The sequence below is a fragment of the Pantoea sp. NSTU24 genome (assembly GCF_050157905.1).
Classification (GTDB): domain Bacteria; phylum Pseudomonadota; class Gammaproteobacteria; order Enterobacterales; family Enterobacteriaceae; genus Pantoea.
In genome coordinates, this window is sequence record NZ_JBKIWZ010000001.1 from 3,400,273 (window position 1) to 3,416,847 (window position 16,575).

The following is a 16,575-nucleotide window of genomic DNA, read 5'->3' on the forward strand; positions in this document are numbered from 1 at the left end:
CTGGGATTAACAGAAGATATGACAAAGTTAACGGAAACGCCGCAGTACCGGATTCGCGGCGTTGAGCTGTATGGCTTCGAGAACATGCCGTCGGCGGTGAGTTTTCTGATGCCGCCGCAGCAGGTACGCAGCGGCATTTTAGTGGCCATTAATGCGGAGAAGATCCTGACCGCTGAGCGGGATGAGGGATTACGCACGCTGCTGACCCAGGCGGAATATGCCTACGCGGATGGCATCAGCATTGTGCGCTCAATTCGTAAGAAGTATCCCCAGGCACGGGTGCAGCGCATTGCGGGTGCGGATTTGTGGGAAGCGCTGATGGAGCGTGCCGGGCGGGAAGGGACACCGGTATTTCTGATTGGCGGTCGTCAGCAGGTGCTGGAAGAAACCTGCGCTAAGCTGCGTCGTCAGTGGAACGTAAATATTGTCGGGTCGCAGGATGGCTATTTTGCGCCAGCCGAACAGGACGCGTTGTTTGCCCGGATTGCAGCCAGCGGCGCAAAGCTGGTGACCGTGGCATTGGGATCGCCGCGTCAGGAACTGCTGATGCTGGCGTGTCGTGCGCGCTGGCCTGATGCGCTCTATATGGGCGTTGGCGGCACCTATGATGTTTTCACCGGTCATGTGAAGCGCGCGCCTGAAATCTGGCAGCGGCTGGGGCTGGAGTGGCTTTATCGCCTGATTCGTCAGCCCTCTCGCCTGCGCCGCCAGCTAAAACTGCTGAAATATTTGCGCTATCACTGGCGAGGCGACCTCTGATATTGCTGATAAATGCCGGTTTTTTAGCCTCCGCGCATACATGAATGTGCTATTTCTCGACAAAATGCACAAAGCGTAATCAAACGCGCCTTTTTATTCAAAAAGCACTAGACACGATGGGCGCTTATCTCTAGTATGCACATCCGCAACGGCGCTACGCGCCCGTAGCTCAGCTGGATAGAGCGCTGCCCTCCGGAGGCAGAGGTCTCAGGTTCGAATCCTGTCGGGCGCGCCATATCGTTTGTGCGCATGAGCTTCGGTGGTTGATTTACCGCGGTTGGCAGTAAAGATTTAAATGCTGCAGGTTTGTAATCTGTATCATGAAGAATTGTGGTGGCTATAGCTCAGTTGGTAGAGCCCTGGATTGTGATTCCAGTTGTCGTGGGTTCGAGTCCCATTAGCCACCCCAGATTTTGCTGGGATACGCGAAGGTGGCGGAATTGGTAGACGCGCTAGCTTCAGGTGTTAGTGTCTTAACGGACGTGAGGGTTCAAGTCCCTCTCTTCGCACCAGGCAAAACAGTTAAAAAAATCGGCGAGTAGCGCAGCTTGGTAGCGCAACTGGTTTGGGACCAGTGGGTCGGAGGTTCGAATCCTCTCTCGCCGACCATTTTTAGAAACCTGTCTGAAAAGACAGGTTTTTTTTCGTCTGCAGAAAAGAGGATGATAACCGACAGACGAGGTTTGCGCCGGGTGTAGCGAGATAACGTTGCGGCTGCAACGGCCCGCAGGGCAAAATCATCCTCTCTCGCCGACCATTTTCAGAAACCTGTCTGAAAAGACAGTTTTTTTCGTCTGCAGAAAATGGGTATTGATGTTTGAAGATGATTAAGGGAGTACAGCGAAATAAGTTTGCTGTGAAACCGAGCTTTGAAGGGAACACAGGCAGATCGAAACGTCGCTTAAGCCATTCATGGCTTCTCGTCCCACGCTATCCCTGGCGTGGGACGCTTTCCTCCTCTGCCCGTGTTTCCTCCTCTGCCCGTGTTTCCTGCGCGTTGAGCTTATGCGCTGTGGTCAGATGCATCCAGACTCAGATCCGCCAATGGTCTGAAGCATTCATGTAAGTATCAGATGCGTCTGCCATACATGAAGCGAAGAGAGCCGCCTGTAGCAAAGCATAGCGTGCCATGAACGGCTCGCGCTGAGCTCGCCAGAGATGGCGTCTTTTGCGTCTCTGCTAAAGGCGTATGCTCCCTGAAGCCCACAGGGTGGTGAGAGCGGGCGGTGCGTCTGAGCTTAGTGGCAACCAGAGGTACTCTGCTTTTATCTGGCTAACCGTCTGAGCAATGTCGTGAATTGCATACAAATAAGCCATTGTTTTTGCTGTGATAACCTTAATAGTTACCTCGCCGTCTCCATTCAGAGACAGCAAAATTTACGACTGTCGCTTGCTCCCGACACTTCCTGCCAGACCTCGTTCATGAAAGGCTGGATCATCTTCTTAAGTTATTGATTAATAAAGAATTGAAAAATAAAACTTAACCTGGCATGGCTTGTGCAATACTTCTGCTGTAGATGCTCATTCCACCTCTTATGTCTGCTGATGCTACATAAACCTGGGAATGATGCAGAGCCAATTTCAGATACCTGTTGTCTGCCTGCCTGTATCGCGTAAGCCTTACAGGGTTAACAGACACTACGTTGAGTCAGGTATCTCCCGGTTGTCTTACCGACCTGATCTTGCACCTGCCAGTGGCAGGTGTTTTTTTTTGCCTGGGGCAGGGTGGGATGAGAGAAAAGAGGCACAAAAAAGCCGGGCAAGCCCGGCTTTTTATTCGCTACACGGCATCAGCCGTTGGGATTATTCTTCAGCGTCAGCAGCAGGCCTTCACGGCGCATTTTCGCTGCCTCTTCAGGGCGATGCAGACGATCATAAACATCCGCCAGCCACGCATAATCGAAGGCATCCGGACGCTGCTCCAGCGCCTGCTGCAGGGCTTCAGCCGCCTGCTGCCATTCGCCGTGGCGCATCAGTAACTGTCCCAGCGTACTGTGCAGTAGCGGCGTAGCACCATGCTGCTTAATCTGCTGGCACAGCGCTTTTTCCAGTGCTTCCGGATTACCGCTTTTAATACGAGGCATCAGCAGCACCAGACGATCGTCGTAATGGCGCTTGAGGCCCTCCAGCACGATCGACTGCGCGGTGTCGTGATCGTTACATTCAATCAGATGATCCGCCATCGCCACCTGCAGCGTCGTATCCTGACGGGTTTTGCGGCTCAGCGTGTTCCACCAGCGCTTCAGTCCGTCGCTGCCCTGGTCGGCCATCGCCTGATTCATTAAGCCCAGCCAGGCCTGCTGCTGCAAGGCCTCGCGATGCAAATCATCACCGACCTGCGCCTTCTGCATGGCGGGCAGGATATCCAGCAGGGCGCTCCAGGCACCGGTTCGGATATAAGCCTGTTCAGCCAGACGCAGCACTTCCGGATGACGCGGTGCCACTTCCAGCAGACGATCGATGCTGTGGCGCGCCGCATGATCTTCGTTACGTGCCAGCTGAATTCGTGTGCGGGCAATCTCAACCGGAATGGTATTGCTTTCAGACAGCTCCGCAGCCCGTTCCAGATGCTGATTAGCACGGACTTCGTCGCCACGCTGCTGAGCGGCTTCTGCGGCTAGCAGGTAGTTCGCGACCGGCACATCGGCGTGGTCGGCATCTTTGGAGAGCAGTTTTTCTGCCTGACGATGGTCGCCCTCGGCCAGTTTCATCAGCGCCGACTGAGTATGACGCTGGGCGCGACGGCGCTTGCGTCCGGTAAACCAGCCACGGGTACGTGCCCCGGTGCGCAGCACGCGGCGCAGTAACCACTCCACGGCCAGAATCACCAGCAGGCTGATGATAAGGATAATGGCCAGGCCGGTGACGCTGGTTTCAATATTCCAGTTATCGGTCTGAATCAGTACATAGCCCTGATGACCAGCAATCATCGGTCCCAGCACCACGCCCGCAATCAGCAGGATAAAGAGGATAAATACCTTAAGCATCCTTAGCCTCCCTGCTGGCTGGCAGCGGCAGAAGGTTGCGCTAACAGGTTCCGCACGCGGGTCTGCATCAGCTGCTCCAGCAGCGGCTGACTTTCCAGGCTATCCGGCAGATCCATATTGATGTTCTGCTGGCTCAGCTCATCCAGCTGGGCAAGAAACGCTTTGGTGGCAGCATCGTTGGTGTCGTACCAGGCGCGAACCCAGGCCGAAACGGTATCGATAGACTGCCTGTAGATCTCATCCTGATGACGTGGTACAGCCTGCGCCGCAATCAGCAGACGTGATCGGATGTTCTCGCGCAGGTAAACGTCCTGATTAGGGGCCAGCAGTGGCTGGGCGGTATTGTCGCGGCGACGGATGGTAATAAAATCATCCATAAAATTATGCCAGCTTTTCACCAGGTTTTGCCGCCATTCGCGTACGGAACCTGACAGCTCGCCACCGTCGCTGTCCATGGGTGCATCATCACTGTCGTTATCCGCCAGACGCAGATTATCAACGTTGTTCGACAGCTGATTCAGCTTGAGGATCACCCCGTCGTAGTCAACCTGGGTTACGGCAGAGAGGTGACTGATATCCTGCGTCAGGGCACGACGCACGTTCATGACGCTGGGATCGTTCATGTCGGCCAGGCTGGCATCGGCGCTTTTCAGCAGTGCCGCAGCGGTGGTGACATCCTGATCGCTCCAGAGTTTACGGCCAGCCAGCTTCACCAGATAGTCCGCCTGCGCCAGCAGCCAGCTACGCACATCGTTGCCGGAAATGACGGCCATTTTTTCACGCAGCGTTTCCAGCTCTTTTGCAGAGGCGGTCTGCTGGGCCTGCGCTGTCTGGAGCGCGCTTTCTGCGCCACTCAGTTGCTGTGTCAGCTGCTGTTTATCGCTACTGGCCTGCTGCTGCAACGCGCTTAACTGATCGCTCAGCTTCTGATTGGTTTGTGCCTGCAAATCGGCCTGATGTTTCCCGTTAAGGTATAAACCCGCACCTATTGCCAGCGCGATGACAATCGCCACAGCTCCCAGCACCATGCCACCATTTTTCGCCTGACGCGGTGGTGTGCTGTTGCTGGAAGGAGAGCGGTCGACCGCTGGGGTGGTTTCTTCAACCATGGCGGAGGAGTCTTTTTGTTCCGTCATATGTGGCACATCCCATTATTAAAGTTCAGCGTAACGCGCGCAGCAGCGCATCGTTATCGGCACCATCGGCTACCTGAATATCCTGCCAACCCAATCGTGCGGCCAGGGTAGCCAAACGTTCACTGACGACGATCAGTCGGCAGTTGAGTAGCCATTCCTCGCGATCAACTGCGGGGAACAGCGAAAAAAGCTGTTGTAACATTTCACCGCTGGTCACCACCAGCACAGAGACACCGCGATCGCGCCAGCGACGCCCCTCAACCGGACCATCGTAGTGCTTCTGACAGCGCTGATAGCAGGCAGCAAACGTCACCTCAGCACCGCGCCGGGTTAACGTCTCTGCCAGCAGTTCGCGTCCGGGGTCGCCACGCAGGATCAGCGCACGTTTACCGGCCACCTGCTGAAGCGTATTCAGCCGGATCAACTCTTCGCTGGTTTCCTGTGCATGAGGCCAGGTCACCTGCTGACCGCTGACAGTATGAAACGCCAGTGCGGTGCTGCGACCAATTGCATAATAGCCCAGCTCAGGGGGCCACGCCTTGATCCGGTGCTGTGCGTAGTGAATAACCTGCTGTGAAAGGATAAAAACGAGGTCACCGGCGCGCAGGCCAGCGAGCGTCCGAGGCAGAGAGGGGAGGTCAGCGCCCGGCGCAAACTCGATCAGCGGCAGGCTCCACGCCTGTTTACCGATGGCATGCAGGCGTGATACCAGCTCTGCCGCTGCGGGTTCCGGGCGCGTCACCAGGATGGTCATGCTGGCGGCTGCCCCTGATAGACCTCTTGCAGGATTTCACGCGCGCCGCCGTTCAGCAGTTCGTCGGCAAGGGAAATGCCCATCTGTTCCGCCTGCGCGCGCGAGCCACGGCGTTCACCGCTGACCATGACCCGGCCATCCGGTGCGCCGACCATGCCGCGCAGCCAGAGATCGTCGCCTTCCAGCACCGCGAAGCTGCCAATCGGCACCTGGCAGCCCCCCTCAAGACGGGTGTTCATGGCGCGCTCCGCTCTGACACAGACTTCGGTGTCGGCATGGTTCAGCGCCTGCAGCAGACCAATTAAGGTACTGTCATCGAGACGGCATTCAATGCCGACCGCGCCCTGGCCCACGGCGGGCAGTGACACGTCCGCAGGCAGCGCCTGACGAATGCGATCTTCCAGTCCCAGCCGCTTCAGCCCGGCGACGGCCAGAATAATGGCATCATATTCACCGGCATCAAGCTTACCGAGGCGGGTGCCAACGTTGCCACGCAGTGAGCGGATAACCAGATCCGGACGGCGTGCGCTGATCTGGCACTGACGGCGCAGACTCGACGTACCCACAATGGCACCCTGAGGCAGCGCGTCGATAGAATCATAATGATGAGAAACGAACGCATCGCGCGGATCGTCGCGCTCACAGATGGTCACCAGGCCGAGCCCGTCGGGAAAACTGACCGGCACATCCTTCATGGAATGCACCGCCATATCAGCCCGGCCTTCCAGCATCGCCAGCTCAAGCTCTTTGACAAACAGCCCTTTGCCACCGACTTTAGCCAGCGGCGTGTCGAGGATAATGTCACCTTTGGTGACCATAGGCACCAGCTCAACGCGCAGGCCCGGATGGGCGCTCATGAGGCGTTGCTGAACATAATGTGCCTGCCACAGTGCGAGCGGACTTTGTCTTGTAGCAATTCTGAAAATTTTGTCTAACATGCTGTTAACCATTTTTATCGTTCACTGAATATCCTATCATCTCTGGGCGAATACTGTCAGTTTCAACGGATTGAAAAGGGTCGGCGCGCGGTTTACGGCCCGGTTTCTCAAGCCGTCGCGTGCGATCCGGTGCTGAAAATGCAGGAAGCGGGTCAGAACGTGCTAAACTGTTAAGTAGCGCAACTTTCTTTACGGTCAATCTGCCTGGTGTTAGATTGATCACGTTTCCAGCAATTATCTGCCCACTTTTTTTACGCTATCAGAGGCAGAGCGGGGAAACAGGGTGCTTAAACACTGGGACAATCAGGCGAAACGTCTTGTACCTCTATATTGAGACACTGAAACAGAGACTGGATGCAATCAACCAGCTGCGCGTTGATCGTGCGCTGGCTGCCATGGGACCCGCTTTTCAGCGCGTCTACAGTCTGCTGCCAACCTTATTACATTATCAACATCCGCAGATGCCGGGTTACCTTGAAGGTAACGTTCCACATGGCATCAGCTTTTTCACGCCTGATGAAAACCAACGTCAGCTGCTGACCGACCTGACTGGCGATAATGATCTGCGCCATGCCGATACGCCGAAAGGCGAACGGCCAATTACGGCCATCTACTCCATGGGCAGCACCTCCTCTGTCGGCCAGAACAGCGTTTCGGATCTCGATATCTGGGTCTGCCATCAATCGTGGCTGGATAATGAAGAGCGCCTGAACCTGCAGCGCAAATGTACGCTGCTGCAGAAGTGGTGCGTCTCTATGGGCGTGGAAGTCAGTTTCTTCCTGATTGATGAGAACCGTTTCCGTCATAACGAAAGCGGCAATCTGGGCGGAGAAGATTGCGGTTCTACCCAACACATTTTACTGCTGGATGAGTTCTACCGTACGGCGGTTCGCATGGCTGGTAAACGCATCCTGTGGAACATGGTGCCGGGCGAAGAAGAGCACCATTACGACGACTATGTGATGTCGCTGTACGCCAAAGGCGTACTGACGCCGAACGAGTGGCTCGATCTGGGTGGCCTGGGTACGCTGTCGGCTGAAGAGTATTTTGGCGCCAGCCTGTGGCAGCTCTATAAAAGCATTGACTCGCCCTATAAAGCCGTCCTGAAAACGCTGCTGCTGGAAGCCTACAGCTGGGAATATCCGAATACGCAGCTGCTGGCGATGGATATCAAACAGCGGTTGCACGATGGCGAAATTATCTGTTTCGGGCTCGATCCCTACTGCATGATGCTGGAACGGGTCACAGATTATCTGACCAGCATCGACGATCAGCCGCGTCTTGATCTGGTGCGTCGTTGCTTCTATCTGAAAGTGTGCGAAAAACTCAGTACCGACGATCATCACCATCGCACCGGCTGGCGCCGCGAAATTTTATCGAAGCTGGTCAAAGCCTGGGGCTGGAACGACGAGAAGATTGCTATTCTGGACAACCGTGCAGAGTGGAAAATTGAGCGGGTACGTGAAGCCCATAACGAACTGCTGGATGCGATGATGCAGAGCTATCGCAACCTGATCCGCTTTGCCCGCCGCAATAATTTAAGCGTCAGCGCCAGTCCGCAGGATATCGGCGTGCTGACCCGTAAACTCTATGCGGCTTTCGAGGCGCTGCCGGGGAAGGTTACCCTGGTTAACCCGCAGATCTCGCCCGATCTTTCTGAGCCCAATCTGACCTTTATTCATGTGCCGCCCGGTCGCGCCAACCGTCCAGGCTGGTATCTCTATAACCAGGCGCCGGATATGGATTCGATCATCAGCCATCAGCCTCTGGAGTATAACCGCTACCTGAACAAGCTGGTGGCGTGGGCATGGTTCAATGGTCTGCTGACCCGCAAAACCCGGCTGCATATTAAAGGCAACGAAATTTGCGATCTGGCGCGGCTGCAGGAGCTGGTGAATGATGTCTCCAGCCACTTCCCGCTGCGTCTGCCTGCGCCGACACCAAAAGCGCTCTACAGCCCGTGCGAAATCCGCCACCTCGCGATTATCGTCAACCTTGAGCACGATCCGACGGCAGCGTTTCGCAACCAGGTGGTGCACTTTGACTTCCGTAAGCTGGATGTCTTCAGCTTTGGTCAGCAGCAGCAGTGCCTGATCGGCAGTATCGATCTGCTCTATCGCAACTCCTGGAATGAGGTGCGTACGCTGCACTTCAGCGGCGAACAGGCGATGATCGAAGGGCTGAAAACCATTCTGGGCAAGATGCATCAGGATGCGTCGCCGCCTGACACGGTGGAAGTCTTCTGCTACAGCCAGCATCTGCGTGGGCTGATTCGTACACGCGTGCAGCAGCTGGTGTCAGAATGTATTGAGCTGCGTCTTTCCAGCACACGTCAGGAACCGGGCCGCTTCAAAGCCCTGCGCATGGCGGGCCAGACGTGGGGACTTTTCTTTGAACGCATGAGTGTCTCGGTGCAGAAGCTGGAAAACGCGGTGGAATTTTATGGCGCGATCTCCAACAACAAGCTGCATGGCCTGTCGATCAAAGTCGAAACCCATCAGACGCCGCTGCCGCCGGTGGTAAACGGGTACGCCAGCGAAGGCATCATTCAGTTCTTCTTTGAGAACACCACCGACGAGCGTGGCTTCAACATCTATATCCTCGATGAGACCAATCGGGTTGAGGTCTATCATCACTGTGAAGGCAGTAAAGAGGAACTGGTGCGCGACGTCAGCCGGTTCTACTCCTCGTCGCACGATCGCTTTACCTATGGATCGAGCTTTATCAATTTCAACCTGCCGCAGTTTTATCAGATCGTGAATACCGGTGAGCGATTCCAGGTCATTCCGTTCCGCAGTCAGACGCTGACGCAGCTTTGCACGTCGCAGCCTGACAACGACAACAGCGACTATCAGCCGCGCTATCAGGTGCATTGATGCTGACAGGCTGCCTGCGCTCCGCAGGTGGCCGCGCTCTTTCTGGTCTGTCACCCGGTTCACGCTATTTGCGGGGATTTCCTGTTGCTTTTCCACCTTCAACTGCGATGATAAGCATCCAGGTAAAGGACATGAAGAGCATAAAGAATGAAGAAAGTAACAAGCCTGTTAGCCATGACACTGGCCGTAATCAGCCTTGCAGGCTGTGGTCTGAAAGGTCCGCTCTACTTCCCGCCGAAAGATCAGCCGAAGAAACAGACGGCGCCAACCGAACGCCAGAAAGCAGACGCTACGAAAGCCGATGTGGGCGGGCTGATGACCGGCAATGCAGGCGTAAAAGCGAACTAATCTGATGGCTTATCCGGCGGAGCAAAAAATGCAGTTCTCCAAAATGCACGGTCTCGGCAACGATTTTATGGTTGTGGATGCCGTGACACAAAATATCTTTTTTTCGCCGGAGTTGATCCGCCGGCTGGCCGACCGTCATCTGGGTATTGGTTTTGATCAGCTACTGATTGTTGAACCGCCTTATGACCCCGATCTCGATTTCCACTACCGCATTTTCAACGCCGACGGCAGTGAAGTGGCGCAGTGTGGCAACGGTGCGCGCTGCTTTGCCCGCTTTGTTCAGCTGAAAGGGCTGACCAACAAAAGCGACATCCGGGTCAGTACGCAGAATGGCCGCATGGTCCTGTCCGTCACGCCGGATGAGCAGGTACGGGTGAACATGGGTGAGCCCAACTTTGAGCCGCAGCAGGTGCCTTTCCGCGCCAATAAAGTGGAAAATCTCTATCTGCTGCGCGTGGCAGAGCAGACTGTAATGCTGGGTGCGGTGTCGATGGGCAATCCGCACTGCGTTATTCAGGTTGAAAGTGTTAAAACCGCCCAGGTTGAGTTACTGGGGCCGATTCTGGAGAGTCATGAACGCTTCCCGGAACGCGTCAATGTCGGGTTTATGGAGATCGTGAGTCCCGAACATATCCGTCTGCGCGTTTATGAACGCGGCGCGGGTGAAACGCAGGCATGCGGTAGCGGTGCCTGTGCTGCCGTGGCGTGCGGCATTCAGCAGGGGATTCTGGCGCCTAAAGTTCGTGTTGATCTGCCCGGCGGCACGCTGCATATCAGCTGGAAAGGGGCCGGTCAGCCGCTCTATATGACCGGGCCTGCCACACATGTCTATGATGGGTTTATTCATCTATGAAAAATATCGAAGAGCAGGCTGACAGTACGGTTCTGCTGGACGATCAGGCCGTCAGTGATTACCTGCGGCAGAATCCCGAATTCTTTATCCGCAATGCCCGCGAAGTCGAACAGATGACCGTGCCACATCCGGTGCGCGGCAGCGTGTCGCTGGTCGAGTGGCACATGGCACGGCAACGTAATCATATCCAGAGGCTGGAAGAAGAGATCACGCTGCTGATGGAACAGGCCAGCGCGAACCACGAACTCTTTGACCGTCTGCTGTCGCTGGAAAGCCATCTGGCTGCGGCGGACTCTCTGCAGGACATGCTCAATCGTCTGCATCGCTGGGCACGTGAGCTTGGTCTGGCGGGCGCCAGCGTGCGGCTGTTCAGCGATAAATGGCTGCTGGGCGCACCGTCCGATTTCTTCCAGCTGAGCCTGTCGCGTCAGGCATTTGCGCCGCTGCGCATTCAGCGCTTCGGCAATCAGCATCACTACCTCGGCAGCCTCAACGGGCCGGAACTGCTGCTGCTGTTGCCGCAGGCCAAAGCGATTGGATCGGTGGCTATGTCGCTGATGGGCGAAGAGGGCGATCTCGGCGTGCTGGTGTTCAGCAGCCGGGACAGCCAGCACTATCAATCGGGCATGGGCACGCTGCTGTTGCAGCATCTGTCACAGATGATGCCGGGCCTGCTGGCCCGCTGGGTTGAGCGCGCATGAGTCAGGTGCTGCAGGAGGCCATCGACGGATTTCTGCGCTACCTGAAGGTGGAACGCCAGCTCAGTCCCCTGACGCAGAGCAGCTATGCGCGACAGCTTGCCGCGCTGGTGGCCATTGCCGGTGAGATGAAGCTCAGCAGCTGGGCCGCGCTGGAACCGGCGCAGGTGCGCAGCATGGCGGCACGCAGCCGTCGCGCCGGGCTTTCAGCCAGCAGCCTCGCGCTGCGTCTCTCGGCCCTGCGCAGTTTTCTCGACTGGCAGGTGAGCCAGGGGCTGCTTACCGCTAACCCGGCCAAAGGCGTGATGACCCCGCGTAAGGCACGTCATCTGCCAAAGAACATCGATGTCGATGAGGTGAATCAGCTGCTGGAGATCGACCTCAGCGATCCGCTGGCTGTGCGCGACCGGGCGATGCTCGAAGTGATGTATGGCGGCGGGCTGCGTCTTTCTGAGCTGGTGAACATGGATTGCCGCCACGTCGACCTCGACTCCGGCGAAGTGTGGGTGGTGGGAAAAGGCAGCAAAGAGCGTCGGGTGCCGATTGGCCGCACTGCGGTTACCTGGATCCAGCACTGGCTGCCGCTGCGCGACACCTTTGGCGGTCAGGATGATGCGCTGTTTCTTTCGACGCGCGGCAACCGCATCTCGCCCCGCAACGTGCAAAAACGTTTTGCAGAGTGGGGCATCCGGCAGGGGGTTGCCAGCCATATTCATCCCCATAAGCTGCGCCACTCTTTTGCCACGCACCTGCTGGAGTCCAGCGGCGATCTGCGTGCCGTGCAGGAGCTGCTGGGACATGCGAACCTGTCGACCACCCAGATCTATACCCATCTCGACTTCCAGCATCTGGCATCGGTGTATGACGCTGCGCATCCCCGCGCCAAACGAGGAAAGAACGAATGAAGTTTTATCGTCCGCTGTCGGCCATTAAGGCCCTGACTTTCGACCTTGATGACACGCTCTACGATAACCATCCGGTGATCCGCCGCACCGCCCAGGCGTCGCACGCCGCGCTGCAGGCGTATCATCCGGCGCTGCGTAGCGTCACGCCACAGGATTATCAGCGTCTGCGCGACGACCTGCTGCTGCGTGAGCCGGAGATCTATCACGATGTGTCGGAGTGGCGACGCCGCTCGGTTGAGCTGGCAATGCTGAATGCCGGTCTCTCTGCCGCCGAGGCCACCGCGGGTGCGGCAGAGGTGATGGAGGTGTTCCACCACTGGCGCAGCCAGGTCGAGATGCCGGAGGAAACGCACCAGACGCTGAAAGCGCTGGCGGAAAAAGTGCCGCTGGTGGCGATCACCAACGGTAATGCCAGCCCGGAAAAAATGGGCATCGCGGCCTACTTCCGGTTTACCCTGCGCGCCGGACCGGACGGACGTGCCAAGCCGTGGCAGGATATGTATCAGCTTGCCGCACAGCGGCTGGCTATCGCGCCACAGCACATTCTGCATGTGGGCGACGACCTCACTACCGACGTGGCGGGTGCCCTGCGCGGCGGGTTGCAGGCGTGCTGGATTAATCTGCGGCAGGGCAATCTGATGCACATCCCGGATGCGCGCCTGTTACCGCATGTCGAAATTTCGCGGTTGGCATCACTCACCTCACTGCTATAATGGCTGTAAATTTATCCAGTCGTCATCCTTTTTTCTGCGCTGTTGCCGCCTCTGAACTGGTGTCTGTGTCGCCGCTTTTCTGCGTCGGCACCCCAACGGCAGGCGAACGCAACAGCGCGACGACGGCGTTTCTTCTCTGGTAAACGGTGCTTATGGACGTTTCTGAACTGCTCGATGGTTTAAATGACAATCAGCGCGCTGCCGTTGCGGCGCCGCGCAGTAACCTGCTGGTGCTGGCAGGCGCGGGCAGTGGCAAAACGCGGGTGCTGGTGCATCGCATTGCCTGGCTGATGTCAGTCGAGAACTGCTCGCCTTACTCAATTATGGCGGTGACCTTTACCAACAAAGCGGCGGCGGAAATGCGTCACCGTATCGAGCAGCTGATTGGCACCAGCCAGGGCGGCATGTGGATCGGGACGTTTCATGGCCTGGCGCATCGCCTGCTGCGCGCCCACCACCTTGATGCTGGTCTGCCGCAGGATTTTCAGATCCTCGACAGTGAAGACCAGCTGCGCCTGCTCAAGCGCCTGATTAAATCAATGAATCTCGATGAGAAGCAGTGGCCTGCGCGTCAGGGCATGTGGTACATCAATGGCAAAAAAGATGAAGGCCTGCGGCCAAAGCATATCGAAAGTTACGGCAACCCGATTGAGCAGACCTGGCTGCGTATCTATCAGGCCTATCAGGAAGCGTGCGATCGCGCCGGGTTAGTGGATTTTGCCGAGCTGCTGTTGCGCGCACACGAGCTGTGGCTTAACAAGCCGCATATTCTTAATCACTATCGCGAACGCTTTACCAACGTGCTGGTGGATGAGTTTCAGGATACCAACAACATTCAGTACGCCTGGATTCGGATGCTGGCGGGCGACAGCGGCCGGGTGATCATCGTGGGCGACGATGACCAGTCGATCTACGGCTGGCGCGGCGCGCAGGTCGAGAATATCCAGCGCTTCCTGCAGGATTTTCCGGCTGCAGAAACAATCCGGCTGGAGCAGAACTATCGCTCGACCAACAATATCCTCAAAGCTGCTAACGCCCTGATCGCCAACAACAATGGTCGTCTGGGTAAAGAGCTGTGGACCGAAGGCAGCGACGGCGAACCGATCTCTATCTATTGCGCCTTTAATGAGCTGGATGAAGCGCGTTTTGTAGTGAATCGCATCAAGGTCTGGATGGAGAACGGCGGCGCACTCAACGACTGCGCGATTCTCTATCGCAGCAATGCCCAGTCGCGTGTGCTGGAAGAGGCGCTGCTGCAGAGCAGCCTGCCGTACCGTATTTATGGCGGTATGCGCTTCTTCGAACGTCAGGAGATCAAAGATGCACTCTCCTATCTGCGCCTGATGGCGAACCGTAACGATGATGCGGCCTTTGAACGTGTGGTGAATACTCCGACACGCGGCGTGGGCGACCGCACGCTGGATGTGGTGCGACAGACGGCCCGTGAGCGTCAGATGACGCTGTGGCAGGCCACCCGCGAACTGCTGCAGAGCCGCGCGCTGGCAGGGCGGGCCGCGTCGGCCCTGCAGCGTTTCTGTGAGCTGGTCGATTCACTGGCCACCGAAACCGCCGAACTGCCGCTGCATGTTCAGACTGACCGGGTGATTAAAGACTCCGGACTGTGGCTGATGTATGAGCAGGAGAAAGGCGAGAAAGGCCAGGCACGTATCGAAAACCTTGAGGAGCTGGTGACCGCGACGCGTCAGTTCAGCTATCAGGATGAAGATGAGGATCTGATGCCGCTGCAGGCCTTCTTATCCCATGCGGCGCTGGAAGCGGGCGAAGGTCAGGCCGACAAATGGCAGGATGCGGTTCAGCTGATGACCCTGCACTCGGCGAAAGGGCTGGAGTTCAGTCAGGTGTTTATCGTCGGCATGGAGGAGGGCATGTTCCCGAGCCAGATGTCGCTGGACGAAGGTGGCCGGCTGGAAGAGGAACGGCGTCTGGCTTATGTCGGCGTGACCCGTGCCATGCTCAAACTGACGCTGACCTACGCCGAAACCCGCCGACTCTATGGTAAGGAAGTGTATCACCGGCCATCCCGTTTTATCGGCGAGCTGCCGGAAACGTGCATCGAAGAGGTGCGTCTGCGCGCCAGCGTCAGCCGTCCGGTGAACCATCAGCGGATGGGCGCACCAGTAACCAAAAATGACAGCGGGTTCGCGCTGGGCCAGCGTGTTCACCACGCTAAATTTGGTGAAGGCACCATCATCAACCTGGAGGGCAGCGGTGAGCACAGCCGTCTGCAGGTGGCGTTTCAGGGGCAGGGAATCAAGTGGCTGGTGGCGGCCTACGCGAAGCTGGAAACGCTTTAGCGTGCGGTTGACGGCTTTTTCGTCTCAGCGTAACATGCGCCCACTATTATCATGAGAGGACAATGCCTTGGACACGCCCAGTCGATGCTGGCTCAATGACCTGTTTAGCAGGCATAACATCTAAGGCTACCTCTTTACGCGGGTAGCCTTAGCGGTTATCAGCGACCTCCCTTTTTGATTCCGTCGCACGAGTCAGCACTGATTTACCTTTGAAACTCTGTTTCCGTGTTCAGGTTGCCGGTTCCTGTGAGGAACGGCGGACAGCCTTGTCCCATTTAGTCTGCAATGGGGAGTATTGCTATGCTGAGCGCATTTAAACTGGATCGCAGCCGCCTGACGCGACTGGAGCTGGAAGACGAAAACGACAAACTGACCACCTCCGTCTGGGTCGATCTGATCGAACCGGAAGAGGGTGAACGTGAACGGGTGCAGTCCGAGCTGGGTCAGAGCCTGGCGACACGGCCAGAGCTGGAAGATATCGAGGCCTCGGCGCGTTTCTTCGAAGATGAAGATGGTCTGCATATCCACTCCTTCTTCTTTTATGAAGATGCTGACGATCACGCCGGTAACTCCACCGTGGCCTTCACCATCCGTGAAGATCGACTCTATACGCTGCGCGAACGTGAACTGCCCGCGTTTCGTCTCTACCGCATGCGCGCCCGTAATCAGACCCTGATCGACGGCAATGCCTTTGAGCTGCTGCTCGACCTGTTTGAGACCAAAATCGAGCAGCTGGCGGATGAGATTGAGAACATCTATAGCGCGCTGGAGAAACTCAGCCGGGTGATCATGGAAGGCCAGCAGGGCGAAGAGTACGACCAGGCGCTGTCGCGGCTGGCTGAGCTGGAAGATATCGGCTGGAAGGTGCGTCTCTGTCTGATGGATACCCAGCGCGCCCTGAACTTCCTGGTGCGTAAAGCGCGGTTGCCGGGTAACCAGCTGGAGCAGGCGCGGGAAATCCTGCGCGACATCGAATCGCTGCTGCCGCATAACGAATCACTGTTCCAGAAGGTGAACTTCCTGATGCAGGCGGCGATGGGCTTTATCAACATCGAACAGAACCGCATCATCAAGATCTTCTCGGTGGTTTCTGTGGTCTTCCTGCCGCCAACTCTGGTGGCCTCCAGCTACGGGATGAACTTTGAGTTTATGCCGGAACTGAAGTGGAGCTTTGGCTATCCCGGAGCGATTAGCCTGATGATTCTGGCCGGGCTTGCGCCCTATCTCTACTTTAAGCGCAAAAACTGGCTGTAAAACACGGGTGGGCCATCTGAGATGGCCCATTTTACTGGC

14 protein-coding genes, 4 tRNA genes and 1 other RNA gene are annotated in these 16,575 nt (G+C 56.9%); 15 read left to right on the forward strand and 4 right to left on the reverse strand.

All coding sequences use genetic code 11. From position 1 onward, the window contains the following. The first annotated feature begins 18 nt into the window (after positions 1-18). The 6 genes from wecG to ACLHDD_RS16180 all read left to right on the forward strand — a co-directional run bounded on the left by wecG (position 19) and on the right by ACLHDD_RS16180 (position 1,516). The gene (wecG, locus tag ACLHDD_RS16155) at positions 19-759 is read left to right on the forward strand and encodes a lipopolysaccharide N-acetylmannosaminouronosyltransferase (RefSeq protein WP_427104876.1); all 741 of its coding nucleotides are present in this window, start codon (positions 19-21) and stop codon (positions 757-759) included. Between the two features lie 158 nt (positions 760-917). Continuing rightward, a tRNA-Arg gene (locus tag ACLHDD_RS16160) sits at positions 918-994 on the forward strand. Positions 995-1,092: 98 nt separating this feature from the next. Beyond that, positions 1,093-1,168, forward strand: a tRNA-His gene (locus ACLHDD_RS16165). A gap of 16 nt (positions 1,169-1,184) precedes the next feature. Then, positions 1,185-1,271, forward strand: a tRNA-Leu gene (locus tag ACLHDD_RS16170). Positions 1,272-1,291: 20 nt separating this feature from the next. Beyond that, positions 1,292-1,368 (forward strand) — tRNA-Pro (locus tag ACLHDD_RS16175). Positions 1,369-1,400: 32 nt separating this feature from the next. Further along, positions 1,401-1,516: non-coding RNA, RtT sRNA (locus ACLHDD_RS16180), on the forward strand. Positions 1,517-2,549: 1,033 nt separating this feature from the next. On the opposite strand, the gene hemY is transcribed toward ACLHDD_RS16180, so the two are convergent. From hemY to hemC, 4 genes are read right to left on the reverse strand one after another with little or no spacing between them, the layout of a single operon-like run. Beyond that, the gene (hemY, locus tag ACLHDD_RS16185; RefSeq protein ID WP_427104877.1) at positions 2,550-3,746 is read right to left on the reverse strand and encodes a protoheme IX biogenesis protein HemY; all 1,197 of its coding nucleotides are present in this window, start codon (positions 3,744-3,746) and stop codon (positions 2,550-2,552) included. 2 nt (positions 3,747-3,748) lie between these two features. Next, complete coding sequence (hemX, locus tag ACLHDD_RS16190; protein ID WP_427104878.1) at positions 3,749-4,882, reverse strand: uroporphyrinogen-III C-methyltransferase; 1,134 nt, start codon at positions 4,880-4,882, stop codon at positions 3,749-3,751. Between the two features lie 25 nt (positions 4,883-4,907). After that, positions 4,908-5,636, reverse strand: coding sequence for a uroporphyrinogen-III synthase (gene hemD, locus ACLHDD_RS16195; RefSeq protein ID WP_427104879.1), 729 nt, complete (start codon positions 5,634-5,636; stop codon positions 4,908-4,910). Continuing rightward, positions 5,633-6,574 (reverse strand): hydroxymethylbilane synthase, encoded by a 942-nt coding sequence (gene hemC, locus ACLHDD_RS16200; RefSeq protein ID WP_427104880.1) that lies wholly within the window; start codon positions 6,572-6,574, stop codon positions 5,633-5,635. The genes hemD and hemC overlap by 4 nt, the downstream gene beginning before the upstream one ends. Positions 6,575-6,891: 317 nt before the next feature. Here hemC and ACLHDD_RS16205 point away from each other — a divergent pair, with 317 nt between their 5' ends. From ACLHDD_RS16205 to corA, 9 genes are all read left to right on the forward strand, one after another. After that, complete coding sequence (locus ACLHDD_RS16205; RefSeq protein ID WP_427104881.1) at positions 6,892-9,450, forward strand: class I adenylate cyclase; 2,559 nt, start codon at positions 6,892-6,894, stop codon at positions 9,448-9,450. 147 nt (positions 9,451-9,597) lie between these two features. Continuing rightward, positions 9,598-9,798 (forward strand): LPS translocon maturation chaperone LptM, encoded by a 201-nt coding sequence (lptM, locus tag ACLHDD_RS16210; RefSeq protein WP_427104882.1) that lies wholly within the window; start codon positions 9,598-9,600, stop codon positions 9,796-9,798. A 28-nt stretch (positions 9,799-9,826) separates the two neighbouring features. Beyond that, positions 9,827-10,651 carry a diaminopimelate epimerase gene (gene dapF / locus ACLHDD_RS16215; RefSeq protein WP_427104883.1) on the forward strand — a complete coding sequence of 275 codons (825 nt, stop codon included), beginning with the start codon at positions 9,827-9,829 and terminating at the stop codon, positions 10,649-10,651. Then, positions 10,648-11,352, forward strand: coding sequence for a DUF484 domain-containing protein (locus ACLHDD_RS16220; RefSeq protein ID WP_427104884.1), 705 nt, complete (start codon positions 10,648-10,650; stop codon positions 11,350-11,352). The genes dapF and ACLHDD_RS16220 overlap by 4 nt, the downstream gene beginning before the upstream one ends. Continuing rightward, complete coding sequence (xerC, locus tag ACLHDD_RS16225) at positions 11,349-12,254, forward strand: tyrosine recombinase XerC (protein ID WP_427104885.1); 906 nt, start codon at positions 11,349-11,351, stop codon at positions 12,252-12,254. Before ACLHDD_RS16220 ends, xerC begins: the two co-directional genes overlap by 4 nt. Then, entirely contained in the window at positions 12,251-12,967 is a 717-nt protein-coding gene (yigB, locus tag ACLHDD_RS16230; protein WP_427104886.1) for a 5-amino-6-(5-phospho-D-ribitylamino)uracil phosphatase YigB, read from the forward strand. The genes xerC and yigB overlap by 4 nt, the downstream gene beginning before the upstream one ends. A 152-nt stretch (positions 12,968-13,119) precedes the next feature. After that, on the forward strand, positions 13,120-15,282 hold the full coding sequence (gene uvrD / locus ACLHDD_RS16235) for a DNA helicase II (protein WP_313655918.1): 2,163 nt from the start codon (positions 13,120-13,122) through the stop codon (positions 15,280-15,282). 67 nt (positions 15,283-15,349) lie between these two features. After that, positions 15,350-15,406 carry a YsgD/CorL family protein gene (gene ysgD, locus ACLHDD_RS16240; RefSeq protein WP_353887304.1) on the forward strand — a complete coding sequence of 19 codons (57 nt, stop codon included), beginning with the start codon at positions 15,350-15,352 and terminating at the stop codon, positions 15,404-15,406. A 176-nt stretch (positions 15,407-15,582) separates the two neighbouring features. Further along, positions 15,583-16,536 (forward strand): magnesium/cobalt transporter CorA, encoded by a 954-nt coding sequence (gene corA / locus ACLHDD_RS16245; RefSeq protein ID WP_427104887.1) that lies wholly within the window; start codon positions 15,583-15,585, stop codon positions 16,534-16,536. The last annotated feature ends 39 nt before the right edge of the window (positions 16,537-16,575 follow it).

Coding starts and splice junctions, on each gene's coding strand:
- wecG (WP_427104876.1), top strand. CDS start 19: ATGACAAAGTTAACGGAAACGCCGCAGTACCGGATTCGCGGCGTTGAG.
- hemY (WP_427104877.1), bottom strand. CDS start 3,746: ATGCTTAAGGTATTTATCCTCTTTATCCTGCTGATTGCGGGCGTGGTG.
- hemX (WP_427104878.1), bottom strand. CDS start 4,882: ATGACGGAACAAAAAGACTCCTCCGCCATGGTTGAAGAAACCACCCCA.
- hemD (WP_427104879.1), bottom strand. CDS start 5,636: ATGACCATCCTGGTGACGCGCCCGGAACCCGCAGCGGCAGAGCTGGTA.
- hemC (WP_427104880.1), bottom strand. CDS start 6,574: ATGTTAGACAAAATTTTCAGAATTGCTACAAGACAAAGTCCGCTCGCA.
- lptM (WP_427104882.1), top strand. CDS start 9,598: ATGAAGAAAGTAACAAGCCTGTTAGCCATGACACTGGCCGTAATCAGC.
- dapF (WP_427104883.1), top strand. CDS start 9,827: ATGCAGTTCTCCAAAATGCACGGTCTCGGCAACGATTTTATGGTTGTG.
- ACLHDD_RS16220 (WP_427104884.1), top strand. CDS start 10,648: ATGAAAAATATCGAAGAGCAGGCTGACAGTACGGTTCTGCTGGACGAT.
- xerC (WP_427104885.1), top strand. CDS start 11,349: ATGAGTCAGGTGCTGCAGGAGGCCATCGACGGATTTCTGCGCTACCTG.
- yigB (WP_427104886.1), top strand. CDS start 12,251: ATGAAGTTTTATCGTCCGCTGTCGGCCATTAAGGCCCTGACTTTCGAC.
- uvrD (WP_313655918.1), top strand. CDS start 13,120: ATGGACGTTTCTGAACTGCTCGATGGTTTAAATGACAATCAGCGCGCT.
- corA (WP_427104887.1), top strand. CDS start 15,583: ATGCTGAGCGCATTTAAACTGGATCGCAGCCGCCTGACGCGACTGGAG.